Raw genomic sequence first — 18,171 nt, 5'->3', positions numbered from 1 at the left:
CCCTTACTATGAGCGATGATATTCACTTTCTGCCCATTAAAGTGTCGAGATATTTCTCCGAGCATGGAGGCTAGTAGGCGTCCATTTGTGTATTGATTTTCAGAACCATTGCCTGCCGCGTCATATAACTGGACGAAAACAGTCTGATATCCAGCTTCGTAAGCTTTCGTATATATGTCATTAACTCCGTGATAAGTTGTTTCCCCATACCAGCTTGTTGAGCTGCCATTCTTCCCTTGGACAAAGACAATCGGTGGTTTTGATGAAGTGTAATTCGGTGGACGGTCACCAAGGAACCATTCTCCAGGGGTGAAGGTTTCACCAGGTGGCTTCAGCTTTCCGGCTGATACTTCTGAAGAAAGAACATATGGCGTAAAAACCATTAAACATAAGAAAAAGACTAAAAACCTTTTCATCAATCGACTCATTAAACGCCTCCATTACAAATTCTTTTTTGAACTTTACTACAATTACGTGATGAAAACAGTTGATATTCCCAAATGTGTAAAAATGAATATTAAGTTGGGTTTCTATTATTGTGAAGCACCCTGTATTCCGATGGAGGCTTTGTGACTAAGGAAGAATATGTTCGACAATTCCATACAAAGAAACAGACTGTATGTACTTTAAAATTAAAACAAAATAAAAAATGTATCACATTTTGAAGCACATTTTTAAACACTTCAAGTGGTACATTTTTATTAACTTTGGAAGCAGATGACTATGCCCTTACTCTGATCAAAGCAATCTGTTCGTAGGAGTATTGCGATTTTGACAGCATTCGCCAATGTACTAGGCTATATAACTTATTAAATCGATATAATCATCTGGTGGGTGACAATCTTATCAAACGCTGTTCATTAAATGTCACTATGTCATTCATTTTTTAGATGAATATAAGATGAATATAATAAAACGAATAAAAGTGTAGGGAATGATAATAGTATCGAGGAAGTATGTAGAAGAAAATATTGAAATACTTAATGGAGAAATAGCTTTAAATAATATAGAAGCTTTTCCTTTATTTAGGCCAAAACATTCCTCTTAACAAAGAATCGATGAATTCTTCTTGTGTTAAAAAAATAGTGAGACCAGGTGCAGCAATGCAAAATCGGCCATCTGGTTGATAAAAAACTGGAACTGACTCGTTGGTTTCATATAAAAGTATTTTCTGTTTCTTTAAATGAGTAACTTTCTTTAAGTCTTGTGTGATCTTGAATAGCTCTCCCCAGAACGGAAGATATGGTTTCTCTTGATATAAACTAATTACTTTTTTTAAGTCTTTTTGAATTTCGTTAATCATTTTCAGCCAACCTTAATAAATAAATTATTCTTTACACAAAATTTTATTATATTATATTAAACCAAATATTTAAATGGAGGATTTTTACAATCTATTAGTTTATGAATCTATAAGGATTAGTTCCCTAATTCTAAGCTGTTATAAATTTACCGACTGAACGTGTATTATAAAGATTGCTATTATGAACATTGTATAAAACAAAGTAAATGCATACTGTTTTATTCCTGCGTACGATTCCATTCTTCTAAAGTCATTTTTTCAAATGCTTCTTCAAAGTCTAATCTTAAAGGAGATATAAATTCAAGACTATTACCATCTAGATCTTCAAAATAGATAGCTGCGTGGGCTTGAGGATTATTATTTAATACAAGCGGTTGTTCTTCACCGGAAAACCCGAAAGCAGGTCTTATTGCTATTCCTTTTTCCTCTAACCAATTTTTAATGTTATTCATATCGTCTCTATCAATTTGAAAAGCAACATGTCTTAGCGATGGGTGATAAGGGGTGTTCACTTTATCAGTTTCCCATAAACCTAACCAACTCTTTCCCTTTTCAATCCAAAAAAATACAACCTTTTTTGATTGATATGCGATCTCTAAATCTAAATTTTGGTAAAACTCAATTGATTTTTGAAGATTACTAACTGGTAAATGTGCTTCGTATAAACCTTTAATCATTGGAACACAACCTTCTTTCGAATTATTTTGTATATTTTGAGTATAAAGGTGATTTTAATAAGTGAACATACTACTTTGGAATGAACAAATAATGACTGATCGAATTGTAATAAGAAATAATTATTACTTTATATAAAAAACATAACTTATACTTATATATAATTATGGGGTAAAATGGAAATGTAATGAATCAAAAGAAGAGATGGGTGATGTTAAAGAATGGGTATTGATTTTCATAATAAAGAAATTCGAGATTCTTATACATCTAGAAATGCTCACAACTCATGGATTGAAGCAATAAGTAAACTTGTTCCTATCAAGGATATTTCTAAAGCTTTAGATATTGGATGTGGAGGAGGAATCTACTGCAAGGCACTTTCGGATATGGGAGTCGATTCTGTCACTGGCATAGATTTCTCTGAACCCATACTTGAAGGGGCAAGAGAAAATTGCAAAGAATATAAAAACGTATTTTTTAAGAAAGGCAATGCTTATGAGACAGGTTTAGATAACAATAGTTTTGATCTACTACTTGAAAGAGCATTGATTCATCATATTGAAGATTTACATGCATGTTTTAAAGAAGCGTATAGAGTGTTGGAGGATAACGGATTTTATATTATCCAAGATCGAACCCCTGAAGATTGTTTGTTGGAAGGCACTAATAGCAATATTAGAGGATATTTCTTTGAGCTCTTTCCAAAATTAGTTGAAAAAGAAACGAAACGCAGACATGATAGTCAATTGGTAATCGAAAAACTAAAAGAAGTTGGATTTAAAGAAGTTACGGAACTTAAAATATGGGAAACACGAAAAGTTTACGAAAACAAAGAGCAATTGGTAAATGATTTAAAAGAAAGAGCAGGTAGAAGTATTTTACATGATTTAGACAATAATGAATTAGACAAGTTGACCAATCATATTAATCAGTCAATCTCAATAGAGACCAACATTGTCGAAAAGGATAGATGGACGATTTGGATGGCTATTAAATAACTTTTTATTCTTTCAGGCATTTAGCTTTATGAATCCACTTACTGTAATATTTATACTACTACTAGGCTTTTTAGATATTTAAGAGGAATTACACGCAAAATGTAGAATATAAAATAATGGGGATTGTTATAAGAATATGGTTTATGAGCAATGCGAGGGCTCTATACCACTAAAATGCAGTTAAAGGCTATTCATTAATAATTAGTTTTAACTCGTTTAAGAGCATCCTTATGGGTGCTCTTTTACATACATTTGCTGAATTAGTAAGCTAGGAAAGAAATATTACTAAATTTTTGAAGTAATAAGTGTGGGATAGAAAGGAATTTATACATGTTTTTTATTCAAATGTCTGGGTTTCCTGGATCGGGTAAATCTACATTAGCCTTAGAAATAGCTAATAGAACTAACTGTATTATTATTGATCATGATGTAACGAAATCAACATTATTACATTCAATTAACGAAGATGAGATTAATGGAAAACCGCTAGGCGGAATCGCGTATAATATTGATTTTGCGTTAGTAGATTTTTATTTATCACAAGGGAGAAATGTTATCCTCGATAGTCCTTGTTTGTATGATGAGTTGATCGATAAGGGGACTAAAATCACTCAAAAATATGATGCTAATTATAAATATATTGAATGCTATCTCGATGATTTTGTTGAAATAAACAGGCGTTTAAAAACAAGGAATAAAATGGTTAGTCAAATTTCAGAGGTGAAATCACTAGAAACATTTAATCGGACGCTTAAAAGTAGTAAAAGACCATTAAATTGTAAATGCTTTTCGGTAAATAGTGGGAAACCATTAAATACATATATTAACGAAGTTATAGATTATATTAATAGTTAACGAGGAGTAGTGATACATATGCGTAATTTTAAAGTCGAACTAATTGTTATAGGGGAAGGAACGTTTGATGAAATGATCGATTTTGAAACAGTCCAACTGATGATGCAGTCAGAATACGTTACAATTGCAGGGAATACTATCAGAGTAAACTATAAAGAGGTTACAAGCGATGGTATCGTAAGGTTTAAAGGTGAAAGAATATAAAATAGAGAGAGAGGGAACAGCAGAGGAGCAAATGATGAAATTAGGGTTAGTCACTTCAAACATTGGAAAATATGAAGAATTCAAAAGGACATTAAAGAAAATCGAAAACCTTGAACTGATTTTGATAGACAACATATCGAATAGTAATGAAGGATCAAATATTGAAAAAAATGCTCAAACGAAAGCCCTGACTGGTAGTATGGAGGTGACGTATCCTGTAATCGCAACTGATGAAGGATTATTTTTAGATTTTCTTCCAAAGTCAGAACAGCCTGGTGCATATATAAGCAGAATAATCGGACCATATGCAACAGATGAGGAAATTATTGAACATTACACTAATCTAATCGGCGAAAATAAGACTGGAACAGGGACAATTATGACTTCCTATGTTATTGCTTTTGAAGATAAAATTATTAATAAGGGATTGTATGTTCAAGAGTGTATATTTAAAACGCCTGCCTCAAGTGCGAGAATCACAGGAAGACCATTAGCATCATTACACTATTCTGAGGAGTTCAACAAATTTTATAGTGAATTGAGTGCTAAGGAGAAGCAATATATGAATAATGATTTTTATAAGGAAATCGTCAAATTCGTCTTACAAACTCTAAAAATATAACAATAGCAAGTTAACACGAAAGGACAAGATTAAATCCATGCGAGCAGGAACAGTTATTTATAACCCAAAGGAAAAAGAAGTACTACTTATTCATAGACTAAAAAACGGACGTGAGTATTGGGTTAATCCTGGTGGAACGGTTGAAGAGAACGAAAGTGCATTAGAAGCAGCTATTCGTGAAACTCATGAAGAAATTGATTTAAAATTATCACCTCAAGATCTTACAACATTTGTTGAATTTCAAACGACGAAGAAAGAAGTTTACTTTCTAACAGAGCTGTTTGAGAAAAGTGAATTTGAAATTCATGGAGAAGAAAAAGAGAGAAGTTCAGAAAATAATATTTATCAACCAACATGGGTTCCTATTTCTGAAATTCAACATATAGAGTTAGTTCCTGAAGAGTTGAAAAAATCGATAGTAGAAATGTAGAAAGAGTGGTCAATATGCTAACTAACAGTTCTTGAATAGATGGAAAGCCAACGTTTTGGGTGCACTTCACTTCAACGTTGGCTTTTTCTATACGGTGATTCAAAAACTGATTGAAGTTTCAAATTATCTTTAAGATGTCTTTTCTTTTAAAGTCTTTGTCCGTTTTCTTGGCGTTTTTTTCTTTGTCTTTTTCAATGATGCTTGGAGTGCGCTCATAAGATCTGTCACGTTAGCAGGGAGTTCTTTTTCTACATTATTAGCTGTAACTGTGTTTTCGGCTTTTTTCTCTTCGATTAAGTCTAAGAGAGCAGTTCTATAATCATCTGTATATTTATCCGGATCAAATGTTGTGGTTAGTTGATCAACGAGCATCAATGCCGTTTCAAGTTCTTTTTCCACAACTATTTGTTCGGAAGGTATATTTGGTACATCGCTAATGCTTCGGACTTCATCTGGATAATGGATGGTTTCCATTACTAAAGTATTTTTATAAACACGTAGGGCAGCTAATTGTTCTTTTGAGCGAATAATAATCTTAGCTACGCCAATTTTCCCGGAATCCTCTAGTGTCTTACGTAGAAGCGTATAGGCTTTTGAACCTGTTGCATCTGGAGAGATATAATAGCTTCTTTCAAAATAGATGGGATCGATTTCTTCTAGTTTAACAAAATCGATAATTTCAACAGCTTTATCTTCATTTTCTTTCCTCAAATTTTCTAAGTCCTCTGCATCTAATACGACAAATTTGTTTTTTGTATACTCGTAAGCTTTGACGATATCCGCTTCTTCCACTTCTTTGCCGCAACTTTCACATACCTTTTTATAACTAATAGGTGTATGGCATTCTTTATGCAGTTGACGTAACTTTACATCCTTATTTTCAGTAGCAGCATGTAATTTAATCGGAATGTTGACTAAACCAAAGCTGATACTACCTTTCCAAACTGTATGCATATTTTCACTCACCTTCTTTTCCTTATTATTGAAGACATTAGTTGTTTTTATGTATTAGATATTCGAATTGTTCAAAAGCTATTAAAAAAGCGTGAAGGTTGGATGGATGTTGAAACCGATGTTATTAACTCAATCAGATGAAATACCTAGTGGAGAGGATTGGATCTATGAAACAAAATATGATGGATTTCGCTGTATATTAGAATGGGTAGATGAACCTGTTTTAATCAGTCGAAATGGAAAAAATTTAAATCCTCACTTTCCAGAAATACTAGATTATTTACAAGAAATAAAAGATCAAATAAGTTCTTATTTGCCACTAAAAGTAGACGGAGAATTAGTATCCTTATCCAATAATTTCAAAAGTCAATTTTCAGTCGTGCAACTTCGTGGGAGATTGAAAAGTCAAAATTCCATTAATAAAAACGCTCATCAATTTCCGTGTCATTACGTCGTGTTTGATCTTCTAGAACGAAAAGGGGAGGATGTAACAAATTTAGAATTGATAGAAAGAAAGGAATTATTAAAGGAATTATGTGGGAGTGTGAACATCCCAACTTCTATTAATTATGAAGACAAAAGACGAGTTCAACTGATTGATGATTTTTTGGATGCCAGTAAGTTGTGGACAATTATAAAGATTCATAACGGAGAAGGTCTTATAGCGAAAAAAAGAAAAAGTACTTGGATGAGTGGTACTAGAACGACCAATTGGTTAAAAATAAAAAATTGGTTTTACGTAACAGTTATAGTAACCAAATTTGATAAGAAGAATGGCTACTTTACTGGAGCCGTATATCAGGATGATGCTCTTGTTGAAGTTGTTTTATTTCGTCATGGTTTAAAAGAAGAAGAGTTCAATGTATTAAAGAAGTTATTTGAAGACAGTGGGACTAAGTTAAAGAACGAAGTATGGGAGTTAGCGCCATCTATTTGTGTAGAAATTGCTTGTATTGATTTTCTTGGGGGAATGTTGAGGGAACCAAGATTTCATACATTTAAACTTAATGTTGAACCAGAAGAATGTACTTGGGAAAAGATGCTACATCAACTTAAACCGATACCTGAATCTGTTCAAATTACGCATCCTGATAAGCCCATTTTCCAATCTATAGGGATAGTTAAAGAAGATTATCTTTATTATTTACAAAGTGTAGCGCCATTAATGTTATCCTTTCTTCGTAATAGACCATTAACACTTATTCGTTATCCGCATGGTGTACCCGGTGAGAGCTTTTACCAAAAGAGTAGTCCGGAAAAAGTGCCTGATTTTGTTTCTACAACATTGGTAGATGATACGTACTTTATCCTTTGCAACAATATAGAAACACTTTTATGGTTGGGCAATCAGTTAGCTATCGAGTTTCATATCCCGTTCCAACCCATACAGACAGTTCATCCTACAGAGATAGTGTTTGACTTAGATCCACCTTCAGTTGATGAATTTTCTTTAGCAGTTGAAGCAGCTCTTCAACTAAAAGCTATTTTTGATCAGTTTGAGTTAAAGTCGTTTATCAAAACATCAGGCGGTAAAGGTATGCAAATTTATATTCCAATACCAAAAGATACCTTTTCATATGAACAGACAGGATTATTCACAAAATTTGTATGTGATTTTTTGGTCGAACAAAATCCAAAATGGTTTACTATCGAGCGCTTAAAAAAGAATCGTCATAACAAGCTTTACTTAGACTATGTTCAACATCGTGAAGGAAAGACAATCGTTGCACCCTACTCACCGAGGGGAAATGCTCAGGGACTAATTGCAACACCTTTACATTGGGATGAAGTGAACCGTTCGCTAAAACCTCAAATATTTTCAATCCCAAATGTTCTAGCACGTATTAAGGAACAGGGGAATCCATTCCTTCCATTTAGAGACGTAGTTGTAGAAAATGAGCAATCGCTAAATAAAGTTCTTCAGCAATTACAGCATTAATTGAAATAAAAAAAGAGCATTCCGGTAATGGAGTGCTCCTTTTTTAGTAAGTGTTAGATGAATTTAGCAATTTTATCTAATGGTAAACGAGAAGTACCATATGCAGGTGCAACTGCTTTACCAATTGCAATAAGTAAAACTGGTTTTATATGATTTGGCAATTCGAATTTTTCAGCAAATGCTTTTTTGTTAAAACCACCCATTGGAACTGTATCATATCCCATATCTCTTGCAAGAAGCATAATTTGCATAGAGATTAAGCCAGCATCAAAAGTAGCGATGTTTGTTAAAATTTCTTCTGGAAGATTTGAATATAATTTTAATGAGTTTTCAATCATCATATTTTTTATATTTTCATCCATATAACCTAATTCGAAATTCTTATTGTAAATTTCTTCAGTATTGTTGTACATTTCGATATCGCCCAAAACAGCAATAATTGCTGAGGCAGTTTCTACTTGTTCTTGGTTATTTGAAATTTTGCGTAACTCTTTTTTTACTTGATCGTCTTGAATAACTAGAAAACGCCAAGGTTGTAGGTTACTTGATGATGGTGCAGTTGCGGCTTCTGTTAAAAGTTCCTCTAATTGAGATTGTGGAATTTTGAATTGAGGATCATATTTACGTACAGATTTTCTTTCGTGCATTACTTTATTTAAAGTACTTTGTGTTAGTGTCATTTTTTACGCTCCTTAATCTATCATGTTGAGATTCTACTATACGACATTCCCTTTTAAAATCCAAGTAAGTTGCTCAAACTAATATAAATTAGAATTGTTTATATAGAAAGTGAATTTTTGAAATAATAAAAAGCATAATCACTTAAAATTATGCTTGAATGTATGAATGAGTTTAGGATGAAAATCTATTGGAATTCTAAAATTTCAATATGATTTCCAAAAGGATCTTGAATTACATTGAAAATACCTGGAGGACATTTTTGTGGTTCTTTAAACAATAATTCAATGCCTCTTTCTTGCAATTCCTTCATATCAGCGGGTAAATCGTTTGAGCGGATTCCTAAAACCGTTTGGGCATTTTCAAAATAATTGAGTGTATTTTCTTTTTCTGCTTTTTCTAGAATGATGGAGTGACCATCAAAACTCAATTCTACAATATTCTCACCATAATTTTTTTCTAAGTTAAAGCCTAATCCATCACAATAAAATTTAACTGCCTTTTCTACATCATTTACTTTGATAGAAATCATGCAAAGTGATAGTTCCATGTTTCAACACTCCTTTTTAATAGTCGCTATGTGTAAATTTCTCTAATGATATTTCAAATACCTTTATGAATATGTGATATTTTTGATATTATTAAACTGTATTATGTAAAATATGTAAATTATGAAATTATTATATATCTTAATATATAGGGGGTGGAAAAGATGAATATAAAAAGGTTACTATTCATTCTTATTTGCTGTTTAAGTTTAGTTGCTTGTAATACTGAAAAAAATTCATCAGAAGTTGTAAAGAGCGTTGAAATTCAGGAAACAATTGATTTTTCGAAAGTAAAACCTAATTCTCTAAAGACTATTTCAAATGATGAACAAATCCACATTATTCAAAATGCATTGAACAGAGCTAAAAAAATAGAAGGAATCGTAGATATTGGTTCTCCACAATATAAGATTAAGTTAAAGGATACGGAATATTTCTTGTGGATGAATAGTGATGATACGGCAACGATTATGAATATAAAAGATACTAATACTATCTATAAAATTGATTCGGCTAAAAAGTTAAGAGAAGTAATTGAAAACCTTTAAGACGTACTTCTATATTGCAATTAGAAGCTAGTGTTAATTTTTATCCTTCTGAAAATTTTTTATCATAAATCTTCTATCAATTAAATAATCTAATACTAGATTTAAATTTAGTAGGAGGGGAGTAAATTGGTAGAAGAACGACAAACAAAAGATACAGCTACAGTAGTTATGGATGAAATTGTAAGTAAAATTCAACAATTTGATGAAGACTCTATTCAATCATTCGACCGCCAAAGATTTTTGGCTCAAAAAAGACAAATACTAGTGAATGCTTATGGCAAAACGAGTAGTGGCATGACTCAACTGATTATGAATGATATGATCAATGAAATCGATCAAGAAATTGCTCACCTCGATGAAAATACTCGTTTATGTAATCAACACAAAGACTATTATATCGAAATTTTGAGAGTTGTGAGAGAATCGGTTGAAGAGTTAAAATTAGTGAAATAATTATGTTAGGGCTATCCCATAAGAAAAAAACTTCAGGGATAGCCCTTTCTTTCTATAATAAATGTCTGCTCTATATCGCAGTAATTTCATTTTTAAATTATAAAAATACATAAAAAGGCAACATAAAGGAAAAAGTAATACGAAGATTATAAACGAAAGGTGAGGCAATTGGGATTTACGGAATTTTTGACTATTATTTTAATCGTACTGAAATTAGTAGGTGTTCTCAATTGGTCTTGGTGGTTAGTACTAATTGTAGAAATAGTGGCTATTAGTATATATATTATTGTCTGGATGGTTTGGTTGTTCTATTACGTAAAGCTTAAACAAGAAAAAAATACTTAAATGGCTTCAATCTTTTGTTTCTTCAATTGTAAGTAAGATTAATCTGTATATGAAATATATACCTAGATATCCACCAGTGGCTAAGAAAAATGGATTTAAGAAAATAGCATGGATGGTAGTCATAAATACGGCATTTTCTTTAATAATTTGATAAATAGAAGTCGAAGCAATATCACCAAAAATAACAATAGCTATTAAAGCAAGTATATTAAAAATGAAACGGAAAGTTTTTATTTTTAATTGTAGGAAGAACATAACAAGTGGTAAGACAATGCTGGAAATAATAAGTAATACTTTCATAAGAACTAGCTCCTATCAGAAAAAAGTTGTTAAAACAATTTATTTCCTTTCTAGAAGTAGTTTATACGAAAATAGTACGGGATTTTAAACATTGTTTTTAGATTTAGCAATGACAGAAATATTACAGCAGACCCATTATAGGTTAGATAGATCTGCTGAATTTACTAATTAATCATTGCTAAACCGAAAGTTAACATTGAAAGGACCATAATGGCTGCCATCAATATTACAACAATTTTCTGGATTTTCTTATTGCTCATTCTCGTTCTCTCCTTTTTTTCTTTAAAAATATTTTATCAAATATATTTTATTTAACAAGTACTAGAGTTTTCTGAAAAATTTATGTACAATTGTGTTATACAACATAGAAGGAGTTGGGGGACTAATGGAGAATGTTGATCATATTGGTATAGCGGTCAAGGACTTAGATGAACGCGTTACATATTATACAAATGTGTTAGGTATGAAGCTAATCAATGTAGAAGAAGTAGAGTCTGAGAAAGTAAAAGTTGCATTTATCGATGCGGGAAACACACATATTGAACTGTTAGAACCACTCACAAAAGAAAGCGCTATCTATAAATATTTGGAAAAGCGTGGTGAAGGCATCCATCATATAGCACTAGCCGTTACTGATATAGAACAAGAAATGGCTAGAATGCGTGGAGAAGGAGCTCGCCTGTTATCTGAAGAACCTAAAATTGGAGCGGGTGGAGCAAAGGTTGTTTTCATTCACCCTAAATCATCATATGGAGTACTTTACGAATTAGTAGATAGAAGTCAAACAAAGGAGTAATCAGTTAAATGGATATGTACGATAAAATCAATGAATTGTATGATCGTAAAAGTGAAATCGAACTTGGCGGTGGTGAAGCCAGAATCGAAAAGCAACATAACAAAGGTAAATTGACAGCTCGTGAACGTATCGACTTATTACTAGACGAAGGAACTTTCGTTGAGATCAATCCTTTCGTAAAACACCGTACAGTAGATTTTGGTATGGATAAGAAAGAGGGACCTGGTGATGGGGTTGTTACTGGTTATGGTAAAGTAAATGGTCGTCCTGTCTACCTATTCTCACAAGACTTTACAGTGTTCGGTGGTGCACTTGGGGAAATGCACGCTCAGAAAATTGCGAATGTTATGGATTTAGCAGCTAAAAACGGAGCTCCATTTATTGGTATTAATGATTCAGGTGGCGCTCGTATTCAAGAAGGCGTATTATCTCTTGACGGCTACGGTCACATTTTCTATAGAAACTCCATCTATTCGGGTGTAATTCCACAAATCTCTGTAATCATGGGACCATGTGCAGGTGGTGCTGTTTATTCTCCAGCAATCACTGACTTTATCCTAATGGTTGATAAAACATCACAAATGTTCATCACTGGACCAAAAGTTATCGAAACAGTTACAGGTGAAAAAATTTCATCTGAAGGTCTTGGTGGTGCAAAAGTTCACAACTCTGTAAGTGGTAATGCACATTTCCGTGCAGCAGATGAAGAAACAGCAATTGAACAAATCAAACAATTGCTTAGCTACTTACCACAAAACAATACGGAAAAAGCTCCAGTTGTGAAAGTTGAAAAAGAAGAAGATGATGACAACTTCCGTTCTGAATTATTGGATCTTGTACCTGTCGACCAAACAAAAGCATATGACGTACGTAAAGTTATTGAACAAGTAGTAGATAAAGATTCCTTTATGGAAGTTCAAAAAGACTTTGCAAAAAATATTGTCGTTGGTTTTGCACGAATTGACGGAGAATCAGTTGGTCTAGTTTGTAACCAACCAAAAGTACTTGCTGGCGGTTTAGATATCAATTCTTCTGATAAACTTGCTCGCTTTGTTCGTACTTGTGATTCTTTCAACGTACCGATTATTACTTTCGAAGACGTTTCAGGCTTCTTCCCAGGTGTTAAACAAGAACACGGCGGAATCATCCGTCACGGTGCAAAAATCCTATTTGCTTATTCAGAAGCAACTGTTCCGAAAATTACAGTTATTCTTCGTAAAGCTTATGGCGGTGCGTATGTTGCTCTTAACTCTAAATCTATTGGGGCAGATATGGTATATGCATGGCCAAACGCTGAAATCGCAGTAATGGGTGCATCTGGTGCAGCAAATATCATCCATGCAGGTGAAATTGCAAAATCAGCAGATCCTGAGGCTACACGTGCTCAAAAAATTGAAGAATATAAAGAAAAATTTGCAAATCCATATGTTGCAGCATCTCACGGCTTAGTAGACGATGTCATCGATCCTCGAGAAACTCGTATCAAACTAATGCAATCACTTGAAATGCTACGTACGAAAAAAGAATCAAGACCTTATAAAAAACACGGGAATATTCCTTTGTAAGGTAAAAGTACAAAACGCCTCAGGTCAGAGGCGTTTTTCTTTTGGAATCATATAAGTGGTGATTCACATAGTATTTTGGATTTACAGTCAATCCGCGGGAAATGAGGTTTAATCCGCGGGAAATAGGGCACAATCCGCGCGAAATGAAGTCCAATCCACACAAAACAAAATTGAATCCACGTTCCAGACAATTTAAGTCACAAAGCTAACTCCTCCAGAACCAACTCAAAAAATATGTCCACAAAAAGAAACTCGTTGGTACCAATTGAATCCTCAAGAAATTCTTAAAAAGTGTGAATAAATAACAAACTTCAATATATAAAGCAACAGATAGATGATTTCTTAGCTTTTTGTGATAAAATTGTGAAGGAATAAGGTAGCAATACTACCATATATAAAGGAGTCTTGAATGATGCCAAGTCGTATCGTAGAAGAGTTTTTAGAATTAGTACAAATTGATTCAGAAACTTATCATGAAGAAAAAATTTCACCTGTATTAAAAAGTAAATTAGAAGCATTAGGTTTCGACGTTTATGAAGATGATGCAGCTAGCCGTAACGGTCATGCATCTGGTAACTTAATCGCCACACTTAAAGGTACATTAAAAGATGTTCAACCAATTTACTTTACATCTCATATGGATACAGTAGTACCAGGTGTAGGTATTAAACCGATTATTAAAGAAGACGGATATATTTACTCAGATGGCACAACAATCCTTGGCTCTGATGACAAAGCAGGACTTGCAGGATTATTAGAACTAGCTAAACGATTAAAAGAAGAAAAAATCGAACATGGCGATATTCAATATGTGATTACTGCTGGTGAAGAATCAGGTCTTGAAGGTGCAAAAGAATTAGACCATGAAAAAGTATATGCAAAATATGGATTTGCTGTCGATTCAGATGGTAAAGTCGGCGAAATCGTAACAGCTGCACCTTTCCAAACAAAAATTTTCACAACAATCAAAGGTAAAACTGCACATGCAGGAGTAGAACCTGAAAAAGGAATTTCAGCAATCACAATCGCTGCAAAAGCAGTAGCACGCATGAAATTGGGACGCATTGACTCTGAAACAACTGCCAATATTGGTCGTTTTGAAGGCGGTAAAGCAACAAATATCGTATGTGATGAAGTTTCTGTTTTATCTGAATGTCGCTCATTGAACGAAGCAAAACTTGTTGCTCAAGAAAAACATATGAAAGAAGCTTTTGAATCTGCAGCGAAAGAAATGGGCGGAGAAGCAGAAGTTGAAGTAAAACGTATGTATCCTGGTTTCCACTTTGGCCCAGATGATTTAGTCGTTAAAGTTGCACAAGAAGCAGCAAAAAATATCAGCCGTGAACCAAAATTAGTACAATCTGGTGGCGGTAGTGATGCAAACGTAATCGCTGGATATGGTATCCCAACAGTTAACTTGGCAGTAGGTTATGAAAAAATCCACACAACAGAAGAACGAATTCCTGTTGAAGAATTAGAAAAATTAGCCGATTTATTAGTTGAGATTGTAAAATGCTCAGCTAAAGTAAAATAATTTTATCTATGAAGAGAGTGTGAATTTATGCCAAGTACGAAAGTTGTTGTTTTTAGAAGCGGACAAGAGGAATATGCAGTTCCTGTTGAAAAAGTAGTATCAATTGAAAAATTTGAAAAAGTAAACCGAATTCCACATATGCCTGATTATGTATTAGGTTTAATTAAAGTTCGTAACGAACTACTACCAATTCTTGATTTTGAACAAATTTTATATAATCGCAAAGCCAATTCATCGGATGCTAAAATCATTATTCTTCAAACTGAAGACTTTGTATATGGACTTTTAGTCTTGGAAGCAAAAGAGATTTTAGATATAGAAGAAGATAAGCTTAAACAAATTGGACTTGTAAATTATGCAAAAACACAATATTTTAGTGCAGTGGCTAATTTAGAGAATCGAATGATTACAATTGTATCACCTGATGTATTAGTGAATACATTAGATGGTATTAAGGAATTGAAAGAATACATGAATTCTCTAACTGAAGAAGAACTGCAAGCAATGGTATAAAATTCAAATCAAAAATAGAGCGTATTAGAGAACATCTCTAATACGCTTGTTTTTTGAGCAATTGTAAGTCAATTTGCTATATGGTAGATGTTTTGGCATCCAACTTTAATTGAGTGAATTTTTTTCCAAATAACAGTAAGCAGAGAGAGAAAAAAACAACGCTACTAGCAAAAATGAGTGCACTATTATAGGTTCCATAATATGTAGTTAGTTTCCCAGCAATAAGTGGGCCAATGATTTGACCGAAAGCATAATAGGTAGTTAAGGTGGAAACGACGGTTGCACTTTTTGTTGGAAATAGCTCTCTGCAATAGGAAGTTGTTAAAACAACAATACCAACAAAAGTAACACCAAAAAGGAGAGCTGAGCACATTACACCGATGACCGATTGTGAAAGAACGGGCAACAGCATTCCAATGACTTGAAGAATATAAGCAATCGCTAGAATGAGTATTGGTTTGAACTTAGTCATTAAAATCCCCCATATAGGTGCGGAAGGAATAGCACCTATCCCAACAAATACCCAAGCGTAACTTGCATACTTGTGCAAACTTGGTATTTCGTTGATCATATCGACTAAAAAGGTCCCTGTAATAATATAGCCAAGTCCCTCTAGTCCGTACGCAAAGATCATCCATGGCATAAAGCCAGACCAAATTTTTTCAGACTTCACTGTATTGCTTTGTGGTAATGTAGGATTTTCTAATTTTCTCCATAAAAAATGATTGATACATATAAACAAACCAGATAATATACCGAGTCCTATAAAAGCACCTTGCCAAGCGAAGAATTGTTGTAGGTAGGGTACTAAAATGCCTGAAAGAGCGATGCCAATACCAATTCCACTAAACACATAACCAGACCATTTTGTTAAAAAATGTTGCGCTAAATAATCGAGAAGTATACTAGATGTTAAAACGAAGATGAGGCCCCCGGTAATACCATTGATTAAACGTAAAAACAGCCAAACAAAGAAATGATCAATAACGCCCATAGCGATGATTGAAAGTACACATAACCAAGCGTTCATCACAAGTTTGCCTTTTCTGTTTTTAATAAACCCTGCCCATAAAGCACCGATAAAATAGCCAATATAATTTGCCGAAGCCAACCAACTACCCTTTTCAACCGACATTCCTTCAGCTTCTCGCATAAAAGGTAAAATAGGAGTAAACGAAAATCGCCCAATTCCCATTGCAACAGCCAAAAATAAAATCGCCCCAATAATTACACCCATATGCTGTCGATTCAATAAATCACCCCACTTATAAGTAAAAAAATGACATTAACGAATAAAAATAGTATAACTTATTGGACGATATTGGTAAATGACGAATTGGAAATTCTAATACTAGTTCGGATAAAAAGGTCATATTTGCAGTTAAAGCATCAGAAAAGGGGGACAAACTAAATATTAATCGAGTTTGTCCCCCAGTATTAAATATACTAAATAACTTTATAAATCTAGAAAGAGATTCAGAACTAAACAATCTCTTTGGTGATTTGTAAATCAGCAACAAATTCCACTTGGTCGTAATCAAAATATTCTTGAAGAATTTTTTTCTGATCATCTTTAAATAACTCATCAGCAATCCCTTTTACAAGCTTTGGAACTGCGAATCGCAATCCTGATAATGCTGAAGCGGACACGCCATTACTGATAAGTGCAGAATAATTAAATGCAAATATCCCATATAAAGCAGATACACCTTCAGGACAATTAGCCACAAAAGAAAATTCAGGTGTTAAATAAGGATGCAGATCAATAAGTTTATTTGCAATATCCGGATGTGCTTTATAGATATCGCCCCAACGTGTGATATAAGGTTCTACTATTTTAAGTTCTGGCCGTAAAGCAGGATCTGTTACAAGTCCAGTACTAATTATTAAATAGTCGAATATAAATTCTTGATGGGGTGTTTTTACGATGATTCCTTCTTTTGAATCTTGGACTTCTAGCCACGGCGAGCCTAAATGCAGATGAAATCCTTCCTTTGAACTTGCTCGTGTAAAAGTATCGTTTGTAGGTGGTTGATTGAATTTGAAAAAATGAGACATGACAGCATATTTGTCGTGATCGGATAGTGTATGAAAGCGACTAATAATGCCAGAGCTTTCTAATTTCCGCATAGGGTTTATACGTGGGAGTTCTTTTCTACGGGCAAAGACATGAGCTTCACGAATTCCTGATGCTAAGGCAAAATTGGCATTATCAAAAGCAGAAGCTCCTCCGCCTAATATGCCGACTTTTTTACCTTTTAAAGAAGAAAAATCAATAGTTTCAGAAGTATGGGCATAACGAGACTTTGGTAAATTATCTTTGATTAATGCAGGGGTATGCCATTCACCGCCTCCTTGAATGCCTGTTGCAAGCACCACTTTTCTTGCGAGAATGGAAGAATAGGTACTCGCTTTTTTAACTGAAATTCGATTAAGCTCTTTATCAATCGGTTCGATTAAAGTGACACGTACATTATTTTCGACGGGTAATGAGAGGATTTCACGATACCATTTCAAATAATTCATCCAGTCAGTTCTTGGTATTTTATCAATCTTGTCAAAACCTTCTATACCGTATTGTGCTGTCCACCATGATTGAAAGGATAGTGATGGAACGCCAAGCTCGATAGAAGGGAGGTCTTTTGGTGTACGCAATGTCCTCATGCGAGCATATGTTATCCATGGGCCTTCAAACCCTTTCTTATTTTCATCTAAAATAAGAATATTTGTAATGCCTTCCTTTAGAAGTCCGAATGCTGCACTTAAACCACTTTGACCACCACCGATAATAACAACATCATATACATGGTCACCGTTATAAGATCGTGGTTTCACCCAAGTAGGTTGAGCGTATCCAATGTACGAAAGATCTACTAATACTTGTTTATTTAAAGCTTCTAGGCTCATCTAA

23 protein-coding genes are annotated in these 18,171 nt (G+C 33.7%); 13 read left to right on the top strand and 10 right to left on the bottom strand.

The window, feature by feature from the left end; all coding sequences use genetic code 11:
- From Q0977_RS07750 to Q0977_RS07740, 3 genes are all read right to left on the bottom strand, one after another.
- Window positions 1-428: esterase/lipase family protein (locus tag Q0977_RS07750; protein ID WP_367269452.1), on the bottom strand; the 428-nt coding region annotated here is incomplete at its 3' end.
- A 593-nt stretch (window positions 429-1,021) separates the two neighbouring features.
- Window positions 1,022-1,303: a hypothetical protein gene (locus tag Q0977_RS07745; RefSeq protein ID WP_119414906.1), complete on the bottom strand. Its 282-nt coding sequence runs from the start codon at window positions 1,301-1,303 to the stop codon at window positions 1,022-1,024.
- 218 nt (window positions 1,304-1,521) lie between these two features.
- The gene (locus tag Q0977_RS07740) at window positions 1,522-1,980 is read right to left on the bottom strand and encodes a VOC family protein (protein WP_119414907.1); all 459 of its coding nucleotides are present in this window, start codon (window positions 1,978-1,980) and stop codon (window positions 1,522-1,524) included.
- Between the two features lie 219 nt (window positions 1,981-2,199).
- Between Q0977_RS07740 and Q0977_RS07735 the strand changes: the two genes are divergently transcribed.
- The 5 genes from Q0977_RS07735 (at window position 2,200) to Q0977_RS07715 (ending at window position 5,087) form a co-directional block, all read left to right on the top strand.
- Window positions 2,200-2,976, top strand: a complete 777-nt coding sequence (locus tag Q0977_RS07735; RefSeq protein WP_299512243.1) for a class I SAM-dependent methyltransferase — start codon at window positions 2,200-2,202, stop codon at window positions 2,974-2,976.
- A 330-nt stretch (window positions 2,977-3,306) separates the two neighbouring features.
- Complete coding sequence (locus Q0977_RS07730; RefSeq protein WP_299512240.1) at window positions 3,307-3,831, top strand: AAA family ATPase; 525 nt, start codon at window positions 3,307-3,309, stop codon at window positions 3,829-3,831.
- Window positions 3,832-3,849: 18 nt separating this feature from the next.
- Window positions 3,850-4,035, top strand: a complete 186-nt coding sequence (locus Q0977_RS07725; protein WP_119414910.1) for a hypothetical protein — start codon at window positions 3,850-3,852, stop codon at window positions 4,033-4,035.
- A complete protein-coding gene (locus tag Q0977_RS07720) occupies window positions 4,022-4,657 on the top strand; it encodes a non-canonical purine NTP pyrophosphatase (RefSeq protein WP_299512237.1) in 636 nt (211 codons plus the stop codon). Before Q0977_RS07725 ends, Q0977_RS07720 begins: the two co-directional genes overlap by 14 nt.
- A 37-nt stretch (window positions 4,658-4,694) precedes the next feature.
- Complete coding sequence (locus tag Q0977_RS07715) at window positions 4,695-5,087, top strand: NUDIX domain-containing protein (protein WP_299512235.1); 393 nt, start codon at window positions 4,695-4,697, stop codon at window positions 5,085-5,087.
- A 129-nt stretch (window positions 5,088-5,216) separates the two neighbouring features.
- Here Q0977_RS07715 and Q0977_RS07710 read toward each other — a convergent pair whose 3' ends face one another.
- Window positions 5,217-6,041: a Ku protein gene (locus Q0977_RS07710; protein ID WP_299512232.1), complete on the bottom strand. Its 825-nt coding sequence runs from the start codon at window positions 6,039-6,041 to the stop codon at window positions 5,217-5,219.
- A gap of 109 nt (window positions 6,042-6,150) precedes the next feature.
- Here Q0977_RS07710 and Q0977_RS07705 point away from each other — a divergent pair, with 109 nt between their 5' ends.
- Window positions 6,151-7,980 carry a DNA ligase D gene (locus Q0977_RS07705; RefSeq protein WP_299512258.1) on the top strand — a complete coding sequence of 610 codons (1,830 nt, stop codon included), beginning with the start codon at window positions 6,151-6,153 and terminating at the stop codon, window positions 7,978-7,980.
- A 53-nt stretch (window positions 7,981-8,033) separates the two neighbouring features.
- Here the strand turns inward: Q0977_RS07705 and Q0977_RS07700 are convergent, their stop codons facing one another.
- Window positions 8,034-8,660: a nitroreductase family protein gene (locus tag Q0977_RS07700; protein WP_124217621.1), complete on the bottom strand. Its 627-nt coding sequence runs from the start codon at window positions 8,658-8,660 to the stop codon at window positions 8,034-8,036.
- A 185-nt stretch (window positions 8,661-8,845) separates the two neighbouring features.
- Complete coding sequence (locus Q0977_RS07695; protein WP_119414915.1) at window positions 8,846-9,208, bottom strand: VOC family protein; 363 nt, start codon at window positions 9,206-9,208, stop codon at window positions 8,846-8,848.
- A 162-nt stretch (window positions 9,209-9,370) separates the two neighbouring features.
- On the opposite strand from Q0977_RS07695, the gene Q0977_RS07690 reads away from it, so the two are divergent.
- The 3 genes from Q0977_RS07690 (at window position 9,371) to Q0977_RS07680 (ending at window position 10,552) form a co-directional block, all read left to right on the top strand.
- A complete protein-coding gene (locus Q0977_RS07690; RefSeq protein ID WP_299512227.1) occupies window positions 9,371-9,754 on the top strand; it encodes a hypothetical protein in 384 nt (127 codons plus the stop codon).
- A gap of 126 nt (window positions 9,755-9,880) precedes the next feature.
- Complete coding sequence (locus Q0977_RS07685; RefSeq protein WP_119414917.1) at window positions 9,881-10,207, top strand: hypothetical protein; 327 nt, start codon at window positions 9,881-9,883, stop codon at window positions 10,205-10,207.
- Window positions 10,208-10,375: 168 nt separating this feature from the next.
- Complete coding sequence (locus tag Q0977_RS07680; protein ID WP_164489556.1) at window positions 10,376-10,552, top strand: hypothetical protein; 177 nt, start codon at window positions 10,376-10,378, stop codon at window positions 10,550-10,552.
- 6 nt (window positions 10,553-10,558) lie between these two features.
- Here Q0977_RS07680 and Q0977_RS07675 read toward each other — a convergent pair whose 3' ends face one another.
- Together Q0977_RS07675 and prli42 are read right to left on the bottom strand one after the other, a co-directional pair.
- Window positions 10,559-10,852: a transposase gene (locus tag Q0977_RS07675; RefSeq protein WP_119414918.1), complete on the bottom strand. Its 294-nt coding sequence runs from the start codon at window positions 10,850-10,852 to the stop codon at window positions 10,559-10,561.
- Between the two features lie 164 nt (window positions 10,853-11,016).
- Window positions 11,017-11,142 carry a stressosome-associated protein Prli42 gene (gene prli42 / locus Q0977_RS07670; protein WP_255416300.1) on the bottom strand — a complete coding sequence of 42 codons (126 nt, stop codon included), beginning with the start codon at window positions 11,140-11,142 and terminating at the stop codon, window positions 11,017-11,019.
- Window positions 11,143-11,237: 95 nt separating this feature from the next.
- Here prli42 and mce point away from each other — a divergent pair, with 95 nt between their 5' ends.
- From mce to Q0977_RS07650, 4 genes are all read left to right on the top strand, one after another.
- Window positions 11,238-11,648 carry a methylmalonyl-CoA epimerase gene (mce, locus tag Q0977_RS07665; RefSeq protein WP_299512223.1) on the top strand — a complete coding sequence of 137 codons (411 nt, stop codon included), beginning with the start codon at window positions 11,238-11,240 and terminating at the stop codon, window positions 11,646-11,648.
- A gap of 8 nt (window positions 11,649-11,656) precedes the next feature.
- Window positions 11,657-13,213, top strand: coding sequence for an acyl-CoA carboxylase subunit beta (locus tag Q0977_RS07660; RefSeq protein ID WP_299512220.1), 1,557 nt, complete (start codon window positions 11,657-11,659; stop codon window positions 13,211-13,213).
- Between the two features lie 412 nt (window positions 13,214-13,625).
- Complete coding sequence (locus tag Q0977_RS07655; protein ID WP_119414923.1) at window positions 13,626-14,747, top strand: M20/M25/M40 family metallo-hydrolase; 1,122 nt, start codon at window positions 13,626-13,628, stop codon at window positions 14,745-14,747.
- Between the two features lie 27 nt (window positions 14,748-14,774).
- Entirely contained in the window at window positions 14,775-15,260 is a 486-nt protein-coding gene (locus Q0977_RS07650; protein ID WP_119414924.1) for a chemotaxis protein CheW, read from the top strand.
- 76 nt (window positions 15,261-15,336) lie between these two features.
- Here Q0977_RS07650 and Q0977_RS07645 read toward each other — a convergent pair whose 3' ends face one another.
- Both Q0977_RS07645 and Q0977_RS07640 read right to left on the bottom strand, forming a co-directional pair.
- Window positions 15,337-16,512, bottom strand: a complete 1,176-nt coding sequence (locus tag Q0977_RS07645) for a YbfB/YjiJ family MFS transporter (protein ID WP_119414925.1) — start codon at window positions 16,510-16,512, stop codon at window positions 15,337-15,339.
- Window positions 16,513-16,742: 230 nt separating this feature from the next.
- Entirely contained in the window at window positions 16,743-18,167 is a 1,425-nt protein-coding gene (locus tag Q0977_RS07640; protein WP_124217619.1) for an NAD(P)-binding domain-containing protein, read from the bottom strand.
- Window positions 18,168-18,171: the final 4 nt, after the last annotated feature.

Source organism: uncultured Rummeliibacillus sp. (genome assembly GCF_934216135.1).
Lineage (GTDB): Bacteria > Bacillota > Bacilli > Bacillales_A > Planococcaceae > Rummeliibacillus.
The sequence above is the reverse complement of the archived record's forward strand: the minus strand, read 5'-3'. Positions and strand labels throughout refer to the sequence as shown.